Source organism: Kribbella sindirgiensis (assembly GCF_004331435.1).
GTDB classification, from domain to species: Bacteria; Actinomycetota; Actinomycetes; order Propionibacteriales; family Kribbellaceae; genus Kribbella; species Kribbella sindirgiensis.
Map to the genome: position 1 here is coordinate 139,166 of NZ_SJKA01000013.1, position 16,782 is coordinate 155,947.

General features: G+C 67.4%; 21 protein-coding genes. 10 read left to right on the plus strand and 11 right to left on the minus strand.

Going from position 1 to position 16,782, the window contains the following annotated elements; translation table 11 throughout:
- Window positions 1–40: 40 nt before the first annotated feature.
- Window positions 41–466: a D-aminoacyl-tRNA deacylase gene (dtd, locus tag E0H50_RS30890; protein ID WP_131294186.1), complete on the plus strand. Its 426-nt coding sequence runs from the start codon at window positions 41–43 to the stop codon at window positions 464–466.
- A 155-nt stretch (window positions 467–621) separates the two neighbouring features.
- Here dtd and E0H50_RS30895 read toward each other — a convergent pair whose 3' ends face one another.
- The 7 genes from E0H50_RS30895 to E0H50_RS30925 form a co-directional block, all read right to left on the minus strand.
- Window positions 622–1,848, minus strand: a complete 1,227-nt coding sequence (locus E0H50_RS30895; RefSeq protein ID WP_131294188.1) for a choice-of-anchor P family protein — start codon at window positions 1,846–1,848, stop codon at window positions 622–624.
- 314 nt (window positions 1,849–2,162) lie between these two features.
- Window positions 2,163–2,459, minus strand: a complete 297-nt coding sequence (locus E0H50_RS30900) for a DUF1416 domain-containing protein (RefSeq protein ID WP_131294190.1) — start codon at window positions 2,457–2,459, stop codon at window positions 2,163–2,165.
- Window positions 2,460–2,462: 3 nt separating this feature from the next.
- The gene (locus tag E0H50_RS30905) at window positions 2,463–3,311 is read right to left on the minus strand and encodes a sulfurtransferase (RefSeq protein WP_131294192.1); all 849 of its coding nucleotides are present in this window, start codon (window positions 3,309–3,311) and stop codon (window positions 2,463–2,465) included.
- Window positions 3,312–3,326: 15 nt separating this feature from the next.
- Window positions 3,327–3,767 (minus strand): DUF4395 domain-containing protein, encoded by a 441-nt coding sequence (locus tag E0H50_RS30910; protein ID WP_131294194.1) that lies wholly within the window; start codon window positions 3,765–3,767, stop codon window positions 3,327–3,329.
- A gap of 278 nt (window positions 3,768–4,045) precedes the next feature.
- On the minus strand, window positions 4,046–4,888 hold the full coding sequence (locus E0H50_RS30915; protein WP_165547349.1) for an RDD family protein: 843 nt from the start codon (window positions 4,886–4,888) through the stop codon (window positions 4,046–4,048).
- Window positions 4,889–4,948: 60 nt separating this feature from the next.
- Entirely contained in the window at window positions 4,949–5,380 is a 432-nt protein-coding gene (locus E0H50_RS30920; RefSeq protein ID WP_131294198.1) for a TlpA family protein disulfide reductase, read from the minus strand.
- A 45-nt stretch (window positions 5,381–5,425) separates the two neighbouring features.
- Window positions 5,426–5,839, minus strand: coding sequence for an HIT family protein (locus E0H50_RS30925; protein WP_131294200.1), 414 nt, complete (start codon window positions 5,837–5,839; stop codon window positions 5,426–5,428).
- Between the two features lie 43 nt (window positions 5,840–5,882).
- On the opposite strand from E0H50_RS30925, the gene arfB reads away from it, so the two are divergent.
- From arfB to E0H50_RS30945, 4 genes are all read left to right on the plus strand, one after another.
- Window positions 5,883–6,296, plus strand: coding sequence for an alternative ribosome rescue aminoacyl-tRNA hydrolase ArfB (gene arfB, locus E0H50_RS30930; RefSeq protein ID WP_238151421.1), 414 nt, complete (start codon window positions 5,883–5,885; stop codon window positions 6,294–6,296).
- Between the two features lie 110 nt (window positions 6,297–6,406).
- Complete coding sequence (locus E0H50_RS30935) at window positions 6,407–6,964, plus strand: hypothetical protein (RefSeq protein WP_238151422.1); 558 nt, start codon at window positions 6,407–6,409, stop codon at window positions 6,962–6,964.
- A complete protein-coding gene (locus E0H50_RS30940) occupies window positions 6,961–7,527 on the plus strand; it encodes a DUF4352 domain-containing protein (RefSeq protein WP_131294206.1) in 567 nt (188 codons plus the stop codon). Before E0H50_RS30935 ends, E0H50_RS30940 begins: the two co-directional genes overlap by 4 nt.
- A complete protein-coding gene (locus E0H50_RS30945; RefSeq protein WP_131294208.1) occupies window positions 7,524–8,123 on the plus strand; it encodes a hypothetical protein in 600 nt (199 codons plus the stop codon). The genes E0H50_RS30940 and E0H50_RS30945 overlap by 4 nt, the downstream gene beginning before the upstream one ends.
- Here E0H50_RS30945 and E0H50_RS30950 read toward each other — a convergent pair.
- Window positions 8,086–9,450, minus strand: a complete 1,365-nt coding sequence (locus E0H50_RS30950; protein WP_238151451.1) for a hypothetical protein — start codon at window positions 9,448–9,450, stop codon at window positions 8,086–8,088. The genes E0H50_RS30945 and E0H50_RS30950 overlap by 38 nt on opposite strands.
- Before the next feature lie 76 nt (window positions 9,451–9,526).
- On the minus strand, window positions 9,527–9,766 hold the full coding sequence (locus E0H50_RS30955; RefSeq protein WP_131294210.1) for a MoaD/ThiS family protein: 240 nt from the start codon (window positions 9,764–9,766) through the stop codon (window positions 9,527–9,529).
- 160 nt (window positions 9,767–9,926) lie between these two features.
- Between E0H50_RS30955 and E0H50_RS30960 the strand changes: the two genes are divergently transcribed.
- Window positions 9,927–10,637, plus strand: a complete 711-nt coding sequence (locus E0H50_RS30960) for a response regulator transcription factor (RefSeq protein ID WP_131294212.1) — start codon at window positions 9,927–9,929, stop codon at window positions 10,635–10,637.
- Here the strand turns inward: E0H50_RS30960 and E0H50_RS30965 are convergent.
- Together E0H50_RS30965 and E0H50_RS30970 are read right to left on the minus strand one after the other, a co-directional pair.
- Window positions 10,634–10,942: a hypothetical protein gene (locus tag E0H50_RS30965; RefSeq protein ID WP_131294214.1), complete on the minus strand. Its 309-nt coding sequence runs from the start codon at window positions 10,940–10,942 to the stop codon at window positions 10,634–10,636. The genes E0H50_RS30960 and E0H50_RS30965 overlap by 4 nt on opposite strands.
- A gap of 149 nt (window positions 10,943–11,091) precedes the next feature.
- Window positions 11,092–12,939, minus strand: coding sequence for a bifunctional metallophosphatase/5'-nucleotidase (locus E0H50_RS30970; RefSeq protein ID WP_131294216.1), 1,848 nt, complete (start codon window positions 12,937–12,939; stop codon window positions 11,092–11,094).
- A gap of 133 nt (window positions 12,940–13,072) precedes the next feature.
- Here E0H50_RS30970 and mshD point away from each other — a divergent pair, with 133 nt between their 5' ends.
- The 4 genes from mshD (at window position 13,073) to E0H50_RS30990 (ending at window position 16,638) form a co-directional block, all read left to right on the plus strand.
- Window positions 13,073–13,981 carry a mycothiol synthase gene (gene mshD / locus E0H50_RS30975; RefSeq protein ID WP_202868400.1) on the plus strand — a complete coding sequence of 303 codons (909 nt, stop codon included), beginning with the start codon at window positions 13,073–13,075 and terminating at the stop codon, window positions 13,979–13,981.
- A 337-nt stretch (window positions 13,982–14,318) separates the two neighbouring features.
- Entirely contained in the window at window positions 14,319–14,927 is a 609-nt protein-coding gene (locus E0H50_RS30980; protein WP_131294220.1) for a DUF6318 family protein, read from the plus strand.
- The gene (locus E0H50_RS30985; protein WP_131294222.1) at window positions 14,924–15,856 is read left to right on the plus strand and encodes a PKD domain-containing protein; all 933 of its coding nucleotides are present in this window, start codon (window positions 14,924–14,926) and stop codon (window positions 15,854–15,856) included. Before E0H50_RS30980 ends, E0H50_RS30985 begins: the two co-directional genes overlap by 4 nt.
- 179 nt (window positions 15,857–16,035) lie before the next feature.
- The gene (locus tag E0H50_RS30990) at window positions 16,036–16,638 is read left to right on the plus strand and encodes a DUF6318 family protein (protein ID WP_165547350.1); all 603 of its coding nucleotides are present in this window, start codon (window positions 16,036–16,038) and stop codon (window positions 16,636–16,638) included.
- Window positions 16,639–16,782: the final 144 nt, after the last annotated feature.

A 16,782-nucleotide genomic window follows, 5' to 3' on the forward strand; every position in this document is an offset into this window, starting at 1 on the left:
CCGATGACCGGACGATCTCCCGCACGAGAGGATGTCTCTCATGAGAGCCGTAGTACAGCGAGTCAGTCGGGCGTCGGTCACCGTGGACGGCGAGGTGGTCGGGGCGATCGACGGGCCCGGCCTGGTGGTCCTGCTCGGCGTCACCCACGACGACACCCCCGAGAAGGCCGCCGCGCTGGCCGCGAAGATCTGGACGCTCCGCATCCTCCACGACGAACGCTCCGCCGCCGACGAACAGGCCCCGATCCTCGCGATCAGCCAGTTCACCCTGTACGCCGATACTCGCAAGGGCCGCCGCCCTTCCTGGAGCGCCGCCGCCCCCGGCCCGATCTCCGAACCGCTCTACGGTTCCTTCTGCACCGCCCTCGAAGCCCTCGGCGCCAAGGTGGAGCGCGGGATCTTCGGGGCCCACATGGACGTTGCCCTGACCAACGACGGGCCCGCCACCCTCATCCTGGACGCATAAGAGGGCGTCTGAGGACTCTGCGCCGTGCCGAGTGCCCCGCAGTAGGCGCAGGGTCCTCAGACGCCCTCTACAACAACCGGCCCCCGGATCCGTGCGGGATCCGGGGGCCGGGGTTCTGGGTCGGTGAGGTTCGACTCAGAGAGTGTCTGCTGTGATCAGCTGACGACGCCGGCGGCCGAGTGGGCCACGACGACCTTGGTGTTGAGGCCAGGAACCTCGACGACCAGCGCGTTCACCGCGATGTAGCGCTTCTGCCGCATGACCTGGTTGAAGGTCAGCTTGGCGACGCCCGGGATGACCAGCGTCTTGTTCTCGCCCGTCGGGACGGCGTACGACTTGCCGCCGACCTTGATCGACGCGATGGTCGAGGACGAGCTCACGCCGGCCTTGTTGTCCTTGGTCTTCCACGCGGACGCGGAGGACTCGATCGCGCCGATGGACAGGTTGCCCACCTTCACACCCGCGACGTGCGAGGTGAAGTTGATGTAGGACTTGCCCTCGCCGATGGCGCCGTTCTTGGTGGTGTAGACACCGCCGACGTAGGCGACCTTCGGGATGTTCAGCTCGCCGACCGCGACCCGGACCGTCTTGCCCTCAGTACCCTGGCAGGTGGTCTGGAGCGAGGTGGCGTCGGAGACGACCAGCTTGTCGGCCATGGCCTTGGTGCCGTAGGCGTCACCGATGACCAGTGCGGTCGCCGGCTTCGAGATCTCCGCGCGGGTCTTCAGCACCGCGACGTCGACGCCCTGCGGGATGTACTGGTTCTTCACCGTCGCGTGCAGCACGACCGCCTGCGCGTACGAGTAGATGCCGGACGCGGTCTTCACGCCGCCGACGCGGTTCAGAACGATGTAGCCCAGGCCCGGTACGGCGACCTTGGTGTTCGGCTTCGGGTTCAGCAGCGACGGCACCGAGATCGCGCCGATCCGCACGCCCGCGAAGGTGGTGCTGCCGGTGTAGGACAGTTGGCCCTTCGAGTACTTCGACGTGGTGGTGGTCTTCACGCCGGTCAGCGTGAGCAGGCTGCCGACGCGGACGTCGGCGGCCACCGCGGTGCTAGTGACGCCGGTGCCGCTCTTGTTGTTGAACGCGTGCGTGTCGGTCTTCACCGAGCGCGCGATCGCCTGCCCGTTCACGTTCGCCGTGGCGATGTCGTTCTTGTCAGCCTTGTTGGCGTCCGTGGTGCAACCGAACTTGCTGATCACCTGCGGGCCACTGTTCGCCAGCCCGGATTGAACATCGGTCCCGTACGAGTAGCCGCTGTAGCCGAAAACCGGCGAAGCGGACGCGGAACCCGACGTCAGCGCAATCGTAGAAGCCACGCCGACAACCGCCGCAACACCGACGGCAGCGAGCTTCTTGTATCCGATGCGGGGTCGCATTGACCCCTCCTCCCTGAGTGATGACGTGACCCGAAGTGCGGGTCAGGACACAGACACAACTCAGTCGATTGCGGTAGGTGACGAGCCGACCGCTCTCCGAGACCAAACCGTTACCTTGCCGCTCGGTCCACGAGATTTCCCGGTCCCACCCGTAACCCGGCTGCGATGACCCGGAAGCCTTACCCGGCAAGCGATTCTGCGACATCTCAGGGCATGCCGAAGGGCCCGGACGCGCAAGGTCCGGGCCCCTCGGTGCTTACTTCAGGGTGGGCCACCGTCGGGTGGTGGTGGCACCTTCTGTAACGAACGACCGGTCAGACGGTGACGGCCACTTCCGCGACCTCGCCGTACTGGGCGACGACCTGACGGTCGACCGGGTCGGCCTTCGGGGCCAGCGTGCGCAGCGTCCAGCTGCCCGGCGCCGCGAAGAACCGGAAGTGCCCGGTCGCCGAGGTCGGCACCTCGGCCGTGAACTCACCAGTGGAGTCCAGCAGCCGCACGTACGCGCCGCCGACCGGCTCCTCGCCGCGCAGCACCTGGCCCTGGATCACGGCTTCCTTGTCGACGTCGACGCCCTTGAGGTCGAGGCCGCCCTGCTTAGCTCCGCACATGTGTCACGCCTTTCCGGGCTCGTCGCCGAGGGCAACGGGTACGCCGACCAGCGAACCCCACTCGGTCCAGGATCCGTCGTAGTTCTTCACGTTCGCCTGGCCGAGGATCTCGTGCAGCACGAACCAGGTGTGCGCCGAGCGCTCGCCGATCCGGCAGTACGCGATGGTGTCCTTGCCGAAGTCCACGCCGGCGTCGGCGTACAGGGTCTTCAGTTCGTCGTCGGCGCGGAAGGTGCCGTCGTCGTTGGCCGCCTTGCTCCACGGGATGCTGGCCGCGGTCGGGATGTGGCCCGCACGCTGCGCCTGCTCCTGCGGCAGGTGGGCCGGGGCGAGCAGCCGGCCGGCGTACTCGTCGGGGCTGCGCACGTCGACCAGGTTCTTCACACCGATGGCGTCCTTGACCTCGTCGCGGAAGGCGCGGATCTCCAGGTTCTGCGGCTGCGCGGTGTACTGGGTGGCCTCGCGCTTCACGACCTCGTCGGTCAGCTCGCGGCTGTCCAGCTCCCAGCGCTTGCGGCCGCCGTCGAGCAGGCGGACGTCACCGTGGCCGTAGAGCTTGAAGTACCAGTACGCGTACGCCGCGAACCAGTTGTTGTTGCCGCCGTACAGCACGACCGTGTCCTCGTTCTTGACACCACGGTCGGACAGCAGCGCCTCGAACTGCTCCTTGCTGACGAAGTCCCGGCGGACCGGGTCCTGCAGGTCGTCCTGCCAGTCGATCTTGATCGCACCGGCGATGTGGCCGGCGTCGTACGCCGAGACGTCTTCGTCGACCTCGATCAGGACGACCCCGGCGTCGTTCTTGTGCTCCTCGACCCAGTCGGCCGAGACGAGCGCGGATTCCCTGCTCATGTGTGCTGCCTCTTCTCAGTTGGTAGCGGTGGATGGCGTACGAATGCGGTGGATCAGCAGATAGGCCTCGCAGCCGAGGCAGAGCCCGACGGCCGCGTTCACGAACGCGGCGACCAGGGCGAATCCGGTGGCGACCACTCCCAGGACGGTGACTCCGGTCAGGTACCCGGCCAGACCGGCGACCGCGAAGACGAGACCGACCAGTTGGGCGAACCGCGGCGGCGCCGCGTCCTCCAGTTCCTTCGGCGGGCCCAGCCGGGGCCGGACCAGCCGCTTGAACAGCAACCCGTACGGCGACGCGCCGACGCCGAACGCGACCGAGATCGCGAACACCACGGCCTGCACCGCGAGCGGCCACGGGTTGTTCAGGACGAGTGTCAGCGCCAGGACGACGGTGGTCACGCCGGCAGCGAACCGGAGCCCGCGCGGATCCACCTTGGCTGTCACTTCGGACATGACGACTCCCGGTGAAGGAGGGTGTCGAGCCGGACCCGCCCGAGTGTGCGGGAGGCGACGTACGCGGAACCGTGCTCAGCGACCGGTTCCGCAGCGCTCGGGACGCCGCCTGGTCAGCGGCGACGACACAGCGACGAGCGGACGCGGCAGTTGTCCACTGCGCGTCGCTTCGTCAGCCAAGTCGTGTACACCACGCAACGAGACTACGGAACCCGGGCGGGTGCACCACCCGTGGTCCCATCACATGAGACAACTGATCAAATTGCGGACAAACAGGCTCAGACCCGGACCACGTTGGTCGCGGCGACCTTGTCGTGCAGTGCCTGCTTCTTGTCGTCCCAGAGCGGCCACAGGTAGTTGAGCAGCAGCGCGAGGGAGGCGAAGAGGCCGAGGACCGGGACCGAGCCGGCCAGGGTCAGAGCCAGGACGACACCGGTGCGCTTCGCCGCGGCCGCACGTGGCGGCTTGCCCGGCACCTCCCGCAGCCGGACCGCGATCCCGGTCGCCATCTTGCCGGGCGTCCGGCCCTTCGCGACCAGGAACAGGTATTCGTACACGAACGCGACCAGCGCCCCCAGCAGGGACGCCGGGACAGCCCACTTGTACACCTCGGGCGGCACTGAGACCGGGGTCGAACTACCGGCCCGTGCGGCGTCCATAACGTCCTCGATCCAGGAGTTCATCACCCTGCTGGACTGGAGGTAGAAGTACCCCGTCAGCGGCAACGCGATGAACCAGGCGATGATCCCGTCGATGATCCGCGCGAACACCCGGCGCCACCACCCGGACAGCATCTGACCGTCCGGAGTCGTGCCGGAGTTCCGCCCCTGGTAGGCGAAGCCCTGTCCGCTCTGCGGGTACGCCGGGTAGCCGCCCTGTTGCGGGGGCTGCTGGCCGAACTGCGGCGACTGGGCCGGCCCGCCACCGCCGTACACCTGTCCGTGCTCCGCGGTCTGCCCGTACTTCGGCAGGTCCTGCGTCTTGGACTGGCCGAACTGCCCCTGGAACGGGGGTGGGCCCTGCTGCGGTCGACGCTGATCCGTCCAGGCGTTGCCGTCCCAGTACCGCTGCTGGGTCGGGTCCTCAGGGTCGTCGTACCAACCTGCTGCTTGAGAGCTCACCCGCAGAGTCTTGCCTACGTGGCGGTTCATTGGCCATCCGGTGGCGCGTACCGGACACAGTCAGCTCGGCTGACGGTCGATCGCGACGGCCAGCGCTGCGATCACATCCGGCTTCCGCGGCGCTCCGCTGGCGCGTTTCACCACCGCTCCGGTGCTGTCGAGCACCAGCGTGGTCGGCGTCCGCAAGATGTCCAGCCGGCGCACCAGCTCGAGGTGGGACTCGGCGTCCAGCTCCACGTGGCGTACGCCGTCGACCATGCCCTCGACCTCGGCCAGTGTCCGCCGCGTGACCCGGCAGGGCGCGCAGAACGCCGACGAGAACTGCAGCAGCGTCGCCCGCTCGCCCAGCTCCCCACCCAGCTCCGCGGGCGTCACTCGCTCCACGTCGTCCTCGCTCTTCCCGCGAAACCGCCCGTCGATCCAGGCCTTGAGCACACTCAGCCCCACGCCGGCTACGACCGCCGCGACGAGTACCCACAGCCCCAGACTCACAGTTACCCACGGTACGACGCGCCGTTCACGGTTCAACCGCCGGTTTCACGTGCTGAGAAGCACCTGCGGATCCACAGCGAGGCGGTGGCGTGAACGCCCGGTCGGCCAGGGCAGGCTGTCGTCGCCGTCGCCCGGGTACCGAGGGACCACGTGCAGGTGCAGGTGGTCGACACTGCGGCCGGAGCCGGGCCCACTGGCGTTCAGGAGGCAGACACCGGTCGCCCCGAGCCTCTCCACCATCTTCTGCGCGATGCGCTGAGCCAGGTCCATCACCAGGGTCAGGTCACCCGGCTGCGCGTCCAGGAGACCTGCGGTGGTGTGACGACGCGGCACGACCAGTGTGTGTCCCGGGGCGATCTCCTCACCGGGCAGCGGGAGGAACGCGACCGCCGCGTTCTCCTTGGCGATCCAGCGGGCTGAGTCGGCGGAGATCAGGCCGCAGAAGACGCAGGCATCCATCTGCCGATTCTCCTCCGGTCTAATAGGTGCTGTGGAGAGCGGAGTGACCGTGCGGTCGGGGGTGGTGATTCCCGAGGCAGAGCTGACGTGGCGGTTCTCACGGTCGAGCGGCCCGGGCGGGCAGTCCGTGAACACCACGGACAGCCGGGTCGAGCTCAGCTTCGACGTGGCGAGTACGTCGGCGTTGAGCGACGTACTGAAGACGCGGGCACTGGAGCGGCTCCAGTCGCGGCTGGTCGACGGGGTGGTGACGATCGCCGCGTCGGAGTACAAGTCGCAGTGGCGCAACCGGGAGGCCGCGCGGGAACGGCTCGCCGTACTGATCCGGGAGGCGATCGCTCCGCCACCCCGGAAGCGGCGGCCGACCAAGCCGAGCAAGGGGTCCGTACGGCGCCGGCTGGACGACAAGAAGCGCCGCGGCGAGACCAAGCGGCTCCGGGGCCGGCCGGACGACTGACCTGGTCCTGTCTCAGCTCGGCCCTCTCGCTGGATACGCTTGCCCGCGTGCAGGAAACGGGGAGCGGGGGGCAGGAGCCGGATGAGCTCCCGGAGTTTCAGGATCTGAGGGTGCGGGGCCGCTCGGTCCGGACGTGGGCGATCAGCGCCGGCGCCGTACTGCTGGTGGTCTCGGCAGCCTTCGGGGGTCTGAAGAAGGCCGGCGACGAGACGCCGCGGGTGGACGCCGGCACCGCGATCGACGCCGGCCAGTTCGAGGTCACCGTCCAGCGGGTCGTCACCGTGAAGGACCTGAAGCCGCTGTTCACCCCGGACGACGGCGGCGTACTGATCGCGGTCGTGACGAAGCTGAAGGTCACCGACGACACCGGCACGACACCGCCGTCGGACCTGATCCGGCTGATCGGCGTGCCCGGGGTCAAGGACACCGACCCGCCGCTCGGCACCACGAACCTGCGCGACGCGACCATGAACCCGGTGCTCACGCCGGATGCGGCCGAGGACATCGCGTACGTCTGGAAGCTGCCGAAGGCCGGCCAGTTCCCCACCGAGGTCAAGCTGACCGTCCAGAGCTACGAACACGTGGACGAGTCGCTCCTCGACCACCACGAGAAGTGGCTCCCGGACAAGATCGCCGCGGAAGGCACAGTCGCGGTGAAGGCCAAATGAGTCGCCGGAAACTGCTCAACATCGGCCTCACGCTCGCCGTACTGGTCGCGATCGTCGGGCTGTACCGGTTGACGCCGACCCAGCAGGACATCCAGCAGCCGACCGCGGTCAAGGGCATCGTCGGGCGCGCGGTGCAGACACCACGCTTCGACCTGACCGTTGACGACGTACGGGTCGGCAAGAAGCTGCGGATCCCGCGGTCCACGCCGGACCGGGACTCGCTGACCGCCTTCGTGGTCGTCGACGCCAGTGTCACCGCCAAACGGGAGCCGATGCACATCTTCGGCGTCAAGATCCGGTCCGCCGACGGCATCACGTACCTCGGCGCCAACCGCAGCGGTCTCGACCGGGTCGACCTGACCGGGACCGAATTCGCGCCGGACATCCCGGTCCGCGGCTCGTTCGTGGTCGAGATGCCGGCCGACAAGGTACCCGGGGCAACGTTGCTGGTGATGGAGAAGTCGATCCTGAACGACCTCGAACCGCAGGTCACCGTGCCACTCGGCGACGACGCGCCGAAGCTCGAAGACGTCGTGACCCTGACCGCTGCGAGCGACACATGAGTGGCGCGCGCCGGGCCCGCCGCGGCTGGTTCCGGAAGAACACGGTCGCGCTGGCGACGCTGGTGGTGGCCATCCCGCTCGCCGGGTGGTGGACCACACGCAGCGACTACAAGTCCTGGTACAACAACGAGCCCCGTGACCCGGTATCGGTGTCGGCGGGCGGTACGTCGTACAACGGCGCCACCTGGTACGCCGCCACCGTCGAGGAGAACCCTGCTTCGACCGAGAAGGGTCCCTCGCTCCCCGAAGGCACCACACGGATCCGGGTGTACTTCCGGCTGCAGGTGGACAACCTGTCCGCGCTCGAAGGGCTCGGCGGCTGCCAGGTCCACCTCCGGGCGCCGGACGGACGGATCTGGGACGAGGACACGCTCGCGGACGACTACCAGGACCGTCCGACCGGCTGCAGCGGCGGCTCCGACGACCAGCCGTCGAGCTGGCGTGGCACCGCAGCGCCGTACTACCTGAAGCCGGTGGCCGGGAAGCCGTTCGAGACGGTCGCGGTGTTCGTCGTACCGTCGTCCGTCGCCGGCAGCGTGCAGCCGACGATCACGTGGGCTACGAAGCTCCCTCAGTACTTGGCATTCCCGAGGTAGCCGCGCTGAGGTCGGTGACACCGTGGTCGCCGGCCGACTGCTCGTGCACCGCGCGGGTCCGCGGGGTCAGGTAGCCGGCCAGGCCGCCGATCATCCGGTCGTACGCGGCGGCGAGCAGGCTGACCTGCAGCATGATCTTCAGGCCGTCGGTGATCAGGTTCAGCGGCTCGTCGATCACCTGCCAGAACTGCAGCGAGTGCGGTCCGAGCACCCACAGCTTCAGGGCGATCCACACGCCGCTCGCGGCGAACGTGACGACCGCCCAGGCCAGGAAGTACCCGAGCATCGGCCGCAGGCCGGACCGGACGACCAGCCGGAACGCCTCCAGAACCGGGGTCCAGCGGTCCTTCCAGTCGGCCATCACCGAGTTCCCGGCGACACGGACGATCCGCGGCGTCTGCTGCCAGCGGTTCGTGATCCGGTCGAACCGCCAGCGCGGCTTGTCGAGCTTCTGCACGACGCGGCCGTAGATGATCGCGGTCATGGTGATCCACATCAGCGGGAGCACAGCGGCGTTCCAGAGGTCCCCGATACCGGCGGTGAGGAACCCGGTGACCGCGTCCCACACCTCACGGACCTGGCTGACGCCCAGCACATGGTCGAGCACCCACGTGTACCCGTCGTGCAGCCACTGCCAGACCTGGCGCTCCTTGAGCCACGTCTTCGGCGACGGGATGTACGACGACGCCTGATAGATGACCACGAAGATCCAGAGCGCCTCGAGGTACGTGACGAACAGCTTGCGGACCGCGCCCTCTCGTTCCTTCTTCCACTTCTTGAACACGAACCGGAGCAGGTACGCCGTGGCGCCGAGCCCGATGAACAACCACGTCGACAGCGACTGCAACCCCGTGGACTGCGGTGCGACGCTGCCACCCGTCAGGATCGTCGCGGCCGTCTCGTTCACCTTGTGGACGGCCAACTGGTACTCGTAGTCGAGCGCCTCGTTCTGCAGGAACTTGTAGGCGGCATAGAAGGCCAGGAACGGCAGGAGCGCGGCTGCGACCGCATCGATCGGCCCGTGCTCTCGTCCGGCCTCCATACCGTCCGGAGCAAGCCTGCCCTCGGCAACCGCTCTGCGGTGGAACGGCAGCTCGCCGCGGAGGACCAGGAACATGGTCACGTACATCGCCAGCGAGACCACTACGAGCAACGCCAGTACGGCGATGCCGGCCGCCTCAGCTCTGGCGCCTGCCTGGACCGCTACCCATTGCAGGCCGCGGTGCACCAGTTGGGCCACCAGAAACACCGCCAGAAGGCGCGGCCACGCCTTCCCGAACAGGACCCCCGCGCGACCCACCGTAGTGAGCAGCGTCCCCGACTCCATCGCCACGGCGACGAATGTACCTGCCGAGGAGGCCTCGTGCCTGTCCTGCTCAGGCTGTCTGCTCAGCCTGGGTTGCTCAGCCGCCGGCGAAGGGTGGGAGCGCGTCCACCAGGGCGCCCTGGGTGAGCGGCGTGCCCGGCTCGGCGCGCTCGCCGTCCAGGAGGAACGTGCAGATCGACAGCACCCGCGCCAGCTCCGGCCGATCGGTCGAAACGGTCGTGACCAGGTCGCGGATCGAGGCCGCCTCGGCGGTCGCCGAGGAGGCCCCGGCGGCCGAGCGTGCGGCAGCGAAGTACCTGATGGTCACTTCCGGCATCTGGTCCGCGCCTCACTAATCGGTTAAGTCTCGGCTATTATGTCAGCTTGCTGTTAGACCCAGTGTGTCCCAGGCCCCCGGCAACGACGCCGCCGGGGCCTGACGCGCACGAGGACCGGATCGCGGCCGCCGGATCCGATGATCAGCACAAGGAGACAGCGTGAGCACGTTGCTTCTGCTGACGAACGCCCTGCAGGCCTCCACCGAGGTCCTGCCGTCGCTCGCCTTGCTCCCCCACCAGATCCGCATCCTCCCCGCGGAGGTCTCCGCGCTGGTCGATGCCCCGGACGCCGACGCCGTGCTGCTCGACGCCCGCCGCGACCTGGTCGCGGTCCGGAGCGCCTCGCGGCTGATCCGCACGACCGGCATCGACGTACCGCTGATCCTGGTCGTCACCGAGGGCGGCCTGACCGCGGTCAACGCCGACTGGGGCGCGGACGACGTACTGCTCGACACCGCCGGCCCGGCCGAGATCGAGGCCCGGCTGCGGCTCGTCATCGGCCGCCTCGCCGCGACCCGCAACGACGAGCCCGAGTCCACGCTGATCCGCAGCGGCGACGTCGTGATCGACGAGGCGTCGTACACCGCGAAGCTCAACGGGCGGGCGCTCGATCTCACGTACAAGGAGTTCGAGCTCTTCAAGTTCCTCGCGCAGCACCCGGGCCGGGTGTTCACGCGCGAGCAGCTGCTCCAGGAGGTCTGGGGCTACGACTACTTCGGCGGTACGCGGACGGTCGACGTGCACGTACGGCGTCTGCGCGCGAAACTCGGCCCCGAGCACGAGGCGCTGATCGGCACCGTCCGGAACGTCGGCTACCGCTTCGTGGTCCCGCCGCCGCCCGCCGCGCGCGAGACCGCCGACGTCTCTTAGAAGAAGAACTTCAGCAGGGTGAACGCCAGGGCGGCCGCCGTAACGAAGGCTGCCTTCCAGGACCCGACGCCCTGCCGGACCGCCGCCACGAACACCCCGACGGTGACCGGCACCAGCATCACCAGCAGGGTGACCCCGGCCGCGTGAACGCCGACGTGCGCCTGCGCCGTCAGGATCAGCCCCACAACGAATGCCACCGTCAACCCGAGCCAGCTGGTGATCTGCACCGGCCCGTCCGCGCTGCGATGCCCGCGATGCGAAGCCCTGGGAGCCCGCCGGTGCGAGGTCGGAGCAACGTGCGCCATCGCTCACCTTCCGTAAGTGCCTGAGTACGCAAGGTACCAGGATCACTGACGAGAACGAAAAGCAGCCGGCGGTCCCGCAGGTTGTTGCTGGGCGGCCGGTACGCCGCCCTCTCAGGCGACGTACCGGCTCCCGTTTCAGCCCTGCGCGGTCAGGACCCGATGGAGATGCGGTCGGTCGCGACCGGCGTGTACGGGTCGTGCGCGGTCAGGTAGTTCGCGAACGCATCGATGTCCAGCCCGCCGAAGAACTTGTTCGTCGCGGTGGTGAAGGCCGGGAAGCCGTCACCGCCGTCCGACAGGAAGTTGTTCGTGACGATGCGGTACGTCGTACCGTCGACCAGCGGCTGCCCGCCGATCTTGATCGAGCCCGCCACCACCTTCGAGCCCGCCGCGGCGGCCGGGTTCCAGGTGTAGGTGATGCCCGCGACCTGGAGCACCTTGAACTTCGGCGCGTCCGGACCGTTCACCCCGGAGAACTGCTGCTCCAGCAGGGCCTTGATCTGCGTCCCGGTCATGTCCATCGAAACCAGGAAGTTGTTGAACGGCTGCACGGTGAAGGCCTTCCCGAAGGTGACCTCGCCGTTGGTGGACGCCAGGTCGGCGCGGATGCCGCCCGGGTTCATGAAGGCCACCACCGGTGTCTTCCCACCGGTCACGACGCTCGGGTCGGCCAGCTGCGCGTCGGCGATCAGGTTGCCCAGCGGCGACTCGAGCGAATCGTCAGGGGTCCGCACCACCGACGGGGTGGTGATGTGCCCGATCACCTTGTTCTCGATCGGGGCGACCAGGGCCTTGTACTTCGCGATCAGGGCCGCGGTCTTCGGGTCCTGCACGACGTCCTGGGTGATGATCTGGTTGTTGGCCAGCGTGTTCACCCGGTCGACGTCGCCGGTCGCGTTGACGATGCTCAACCGGACGTCGGTCACCAGCCGGCCGAACGACGACGCGCTGGTGACGAGCCGCGGGTTCTTGTCCTTGTCCGGCAGGGAGCAGTTGTACCCCTGGTGGGTGTGGCCCGAGATGATCGCGTCGATCTCCGGGTCCAGGTTGGCGTTGATGTCCACGATCGGGCCGGAGATCCCCGGGCAGCTGTTGTACGCCTTCGGGTCGGCCGGGAAACCGCCCTCGTGCAGCAGCACGACGATCGACTCCACGCCCTTCTTCTTCAGCACCGGGACCAGCGCGTTCGCGGTGTCGACCTCGTCCTTGAAGGTCAGCCCCTCGACGCCGGACTTGGTCACGATGTTCGGCGTGTTCTCCAGCGTCATCCCGATGAAGCCGACCTTCTTACCGTCCTTGAAGGTCTTGATCGTGTACGGCGCGAACAGTGTCTTCCGGGTGTTCTCGAAGAACACGTTCGCGGCGAGGTACTTGAACTTCGCGCCCTCGAACGGGTGCGCCGCGTCCGGGCAGGAGTTCTGGTTGTTCGCCCCGTCGCCGTCCGGCAGGCAGCCGCCGGTCTGCATCCGGAGCAGCTCGTGCCAGCCCTCGTCGAACTCGTGGTTGCCCACCGACGCAGCCTCGAGTCCCATCCCGTTCAGCGCTTCGACCGTCGGCTCGTCGTGGAACGCGGCCGACAGCAGCGGCGAGGCGCCGATCAGGTCACCCGCGGCGACCGTCACCGAGTCCTGGCCCTTCGCGTGCGCGGCGGCCCGCAGTTGCTTCAGATGCGTCGCGAGGTACGCCGCGCCGCCCGCCGGGATGCCGTTGATGTTGCCGCTGGACCCGGTCGCGGGCTCCAGGTTGCCGTGGAAGTCGTTGATCGCGAGCAGCTGGATCTGGCTGTGCGTCGGCTTCGGCTTCTTCGCCTGCGCCGCTGTGCCCTGCGCCGCTGTGCCCTGAGTCGCTGTGCCCTGAGTCGCGTCCTGTGTCGCGGCTCCGGCCTGGCTCACGGATCCCCCCGCGGCCAACGCGAGCGCGACGGCCGTCCCGGTGACGAGCAGCCCGACCGCCCGCCGTCCCCCCAACCGTGCCCTGCCTCGTCCTGTGATGGCCATTTCTTCTCCGTCGTCTCGGTCACCGCTGTTGCGGTGCCGCGAAATCCTCCGCGGTTCCGCGAAAGTTACCCGTGACGACGCGCCCTCGCCAGGACCTGAGCATGAACTGAACCGGACCTTTTACGGTATTCAGGTGACCCTCGAAGCCGTTCCCTCACCGTTGCCCTCGGCCACTGCCGCCGCCGTCACGGAACTCGCCCGCGCCGCAGCACACAGCGACGGCGTCAACCCGCTCTCCGAACGCACCCTCCTGCACCTCGACGGCGAACACCCCGGCGACGTCCACGTCCTCGCCTACGAAGGCGACCCGGGCACCATCGAAGTCAGCGGCCTGCAGAGCGCCCGCAACCTGGTCGGGTACGGCGCCCTGTCCCCCGACGGCTCCGCCGAACTCTTCGTCGCCCCGCCTTTTCGCCGGCAAGGATTCGGCGCGGCCCTCCTCCGCATGCTTCTCGACCACGGCGGCACCCGTACCAGCGTCTGGGCCCACGGCCGCCTGCCCGGCGCCGACGAGCTGGCCCACCGCCTCAGCCTCGAGATCACCCGAGAGCTCTACTTCCTCCGACGTACCAGGGCTTCCTTGCCCGATCCGGTGTGGCCCGACGGCATCGACGTACGCACGTTCGTCCCCGGACAGGACGACGCCGCCTGGCTGAAGGTCAACGCAGCCGCCTTCGCCGACCACCCCGAGCAAGGCAGCTGGACCGCCGCGGACCTGGCCGAACGCTTCCAGCAACCGTGGTTCGACCCCGACGGCTTCTTCCTGGCCGTCGATTCCGCCACCGGAGCGATCGCCGGCTTCCACTGGACAAAGGTCGAAGAAGGCATAGGCGAGGTGTACGTAGTAGGCGTCTCCCCCACCCACCAAGGCCAAGGCCTAGGCAAGGCCCTGACCCTCCAAGGCCTCCACCACCTACAAACCACCCGCAACCTCAACGAAATAGTCCTCTACGTAGACGGCACCAACACCCCCGCCCGAGCCCTCTACACCTCCCTGAACTTCACCACCGCCGCCCTAGACGTCCAATACACCCCCGCCTGACCACCCACGGCTGGCAGCCACTGGTGCCGTGAGACAGGAACACGTGCCGCAAGACCTGAAATACCAGGCGCCCACCCACCAGAAACGCACCCCAACCCCGTCGCCCAGCCTCCGACACCTCCTGTGAACGACATCACAACGAGTTCACCCGCTCACGCCGCGTCATAAAACCCCGCCCCCACCCGTCCCACCACCAACCAGGAGCCGTCCGAGCCTCTAACCCCCCAGCCGGGCGGCTCCTGGCCCCAACCCAGTTATCCACAACTGCACCTTTTGACATCGAACCCAGCCCCACCCCACCGTTACGATCTGTGTCAACTACGGAGGGCTGACACACGTGACACACCGCAACAGGCCGATCATCACGCTCCTGGCCTGCCTGACGACCACCGCGCTACTGACCTCCTGCACCCAAAAGAGCCCCGAGGCCGGCCACCCCAACACGGCCCCGCCACCTGCCACGTCGGCAAGCTCCGCGACACCCACTGAATCCGCGGCCGCGCCTTCGACCCCAAGCGGCCCGCCTGAACGCCCCGCGAACGCGAAGGGGCTTACGCTCGCGGCAGCCGAGCAGTTCGTTCGCTACTACAGCGAATTGCTCAACTACGCCTCCGAGACCGGCGACACCGCGCCGATGCTCAGCAACAGCGAAGCAGGTTGCGAAAGCTGCAAGTCATACGCAGGGTTTGTGGCGAAGGCGAACGCAGCTAACGGACTGCTTAAGGGTGACTACCGGGAGCAGGTCACCGACGTCCCTGACCTCTTCCGCGGGGCAGGCGGGCATCTCGGCGGTTCCGCAAATGTGAGCGTCGGCGCCTACGTGAGCCAGGAGACGAAGACCTCCGCTCCAATCAGTGTGAAGGCTGCGAAATACAAGCGTGAGTTCGGACTGTCGGTCAGCCACGGCAACTGGGTCATGTACGAGATGGAACTCGTGAAGCAATGAAGAAGATGGTGAACTTAGCTGTCACGCTCAGTGCGCTACTGGTGCTGGCGAACATCGCGCTCGACACTTCCTGGGCCGATGCAGACGGACCGCTGGCCTCTACTGAGATCGCTTCCAAGCCCAAACCGAAGCCAAAGCCCACGGTGACCCCCGGTAAAATCAAGGAGGGTACGTCGGTAACGGGTACTGACCGAGTGCCACGTCGAGAAGGAACCTCGAAGTCGGCTACAGAGCAGAAAGCGTCGACCAGGAAAGACGAGTACGATCGGCCGAAAGTCCCCGCTGATCCGCCACACACGAAAGACAACCCGCCGACAGACTCCAAGGAACGAACCGACTTTAAAATCAACATCGGTATCTGCGGCCGCATGCAAACCGATGGGAGTATTCCCGGTCCGAACCGATGTCAGCCGGGTGGCGACGAACGGCGGCATACGATACGCAAGGTCCCGCGGGAGGTCGTGCGGCCACGGCCCGAAGACATCACCTGGGAGCAGGTGCGGTCGGAGACCAAGAACATCATGTTCCCGGGGCTCTCGGTCAAGGTTCAGCCGGACGGTCGGACGCTGGTGAATCTGGACACGATCATCTACACCGACGACAGCAAGGTGTCGAGGACCACCGTCACGTTGCTCGGATTCCCTGTGCTGGTGGAGGCGACGCCGATCAGCTATACCTGGCGCTTCGGTGACGGGAGTCCGGCGCTCACCACGAGCACGCCCGGCAAGCCGTACCCGTCGAAAGAGATCACTCACAAGTACATGAAGCGCGGCAACGTCAGCCTCACGCTGACAACCAATTACGCCGCCCGCTTCAACGTCGCTGACACCGGCTGGCAGTACATCGAAGGCACCGTCCCCATCACCGGCCCCGCCACCGCCCTCCAGATCCGCGAAGCCATCCCCGTCCTCGTAGACCCCGGCCGCTGAGCTCATTCTCGCCGGATCAAGCCGACGCACACCTCCGCTCAGCGACATGTCGTACAAGAAGATCAACCCGGTCCCGGCCTCGCACACCGAAGCCCCAAGTCGTGGCTCTGACTCTGCCCGACCAGCCTGGTCGATCACTTGAACACGGAGGGCCGACATACGTGACGCACCGCAACAGGATGACGCTCGCACTTCTGTCCTGCCTATGCGCCACCACACTCCTGACGGCCTGCACCCAAGGCAGCCCAGAAGCAGGCCACCCCAACACGGCCCCACCATCGCCATCTGCCGGGGCCTCAAGTTCGGCGCCTACCAACGGCTCCTCGTCCCCGCCCACGGTCAGCTCGCCAACTGCCGCGCCGACGCGACCGACACAAGCCGCCGGATCAACTCTTGCGGCCGGTGAAGCGTTCATCGGCTACTACGTCGAGCTGCTGAACTACGCCTACACGACCGGAGATCCTGCCCCGCTGATGGCCGCCAGCGACGAGGGGTGCGAGGGGTGCAAAGGCATTGCCAACTACGTGCGGAAGATCAACGCGAAGAACGGTGGGCTCAAGGGTGACTACGCGGATCACCTGATCAACGTCAAGGAGATCTACCGCGGCGAGACGGGGCGATTGGGAGGTTCTGCCGCACTGAAGGGCGGCGCATATGTCGAGCGCAGCTCGCCGGGCGCCTCGCCGGCCTCGCAGAAAAGCAGCACCGGAGTTATGGAGTTCTCACTGTCCGCAAGCGGCGGAAACTGGGTGATGTTCGAGATGCAGATCAACGAATCATGAAGACGATCGCGCCTCTTGTTTCTGGCTCCTGCCTGATCGGCCCGGTCGATCGCTCAACCACGGAGGACTGACAGGCGTGATACTCCGCAACGGACCGGTATTCACACTTCTGGCCTGTCTGAGCGCCAGTGCGCTCTTGGTCGC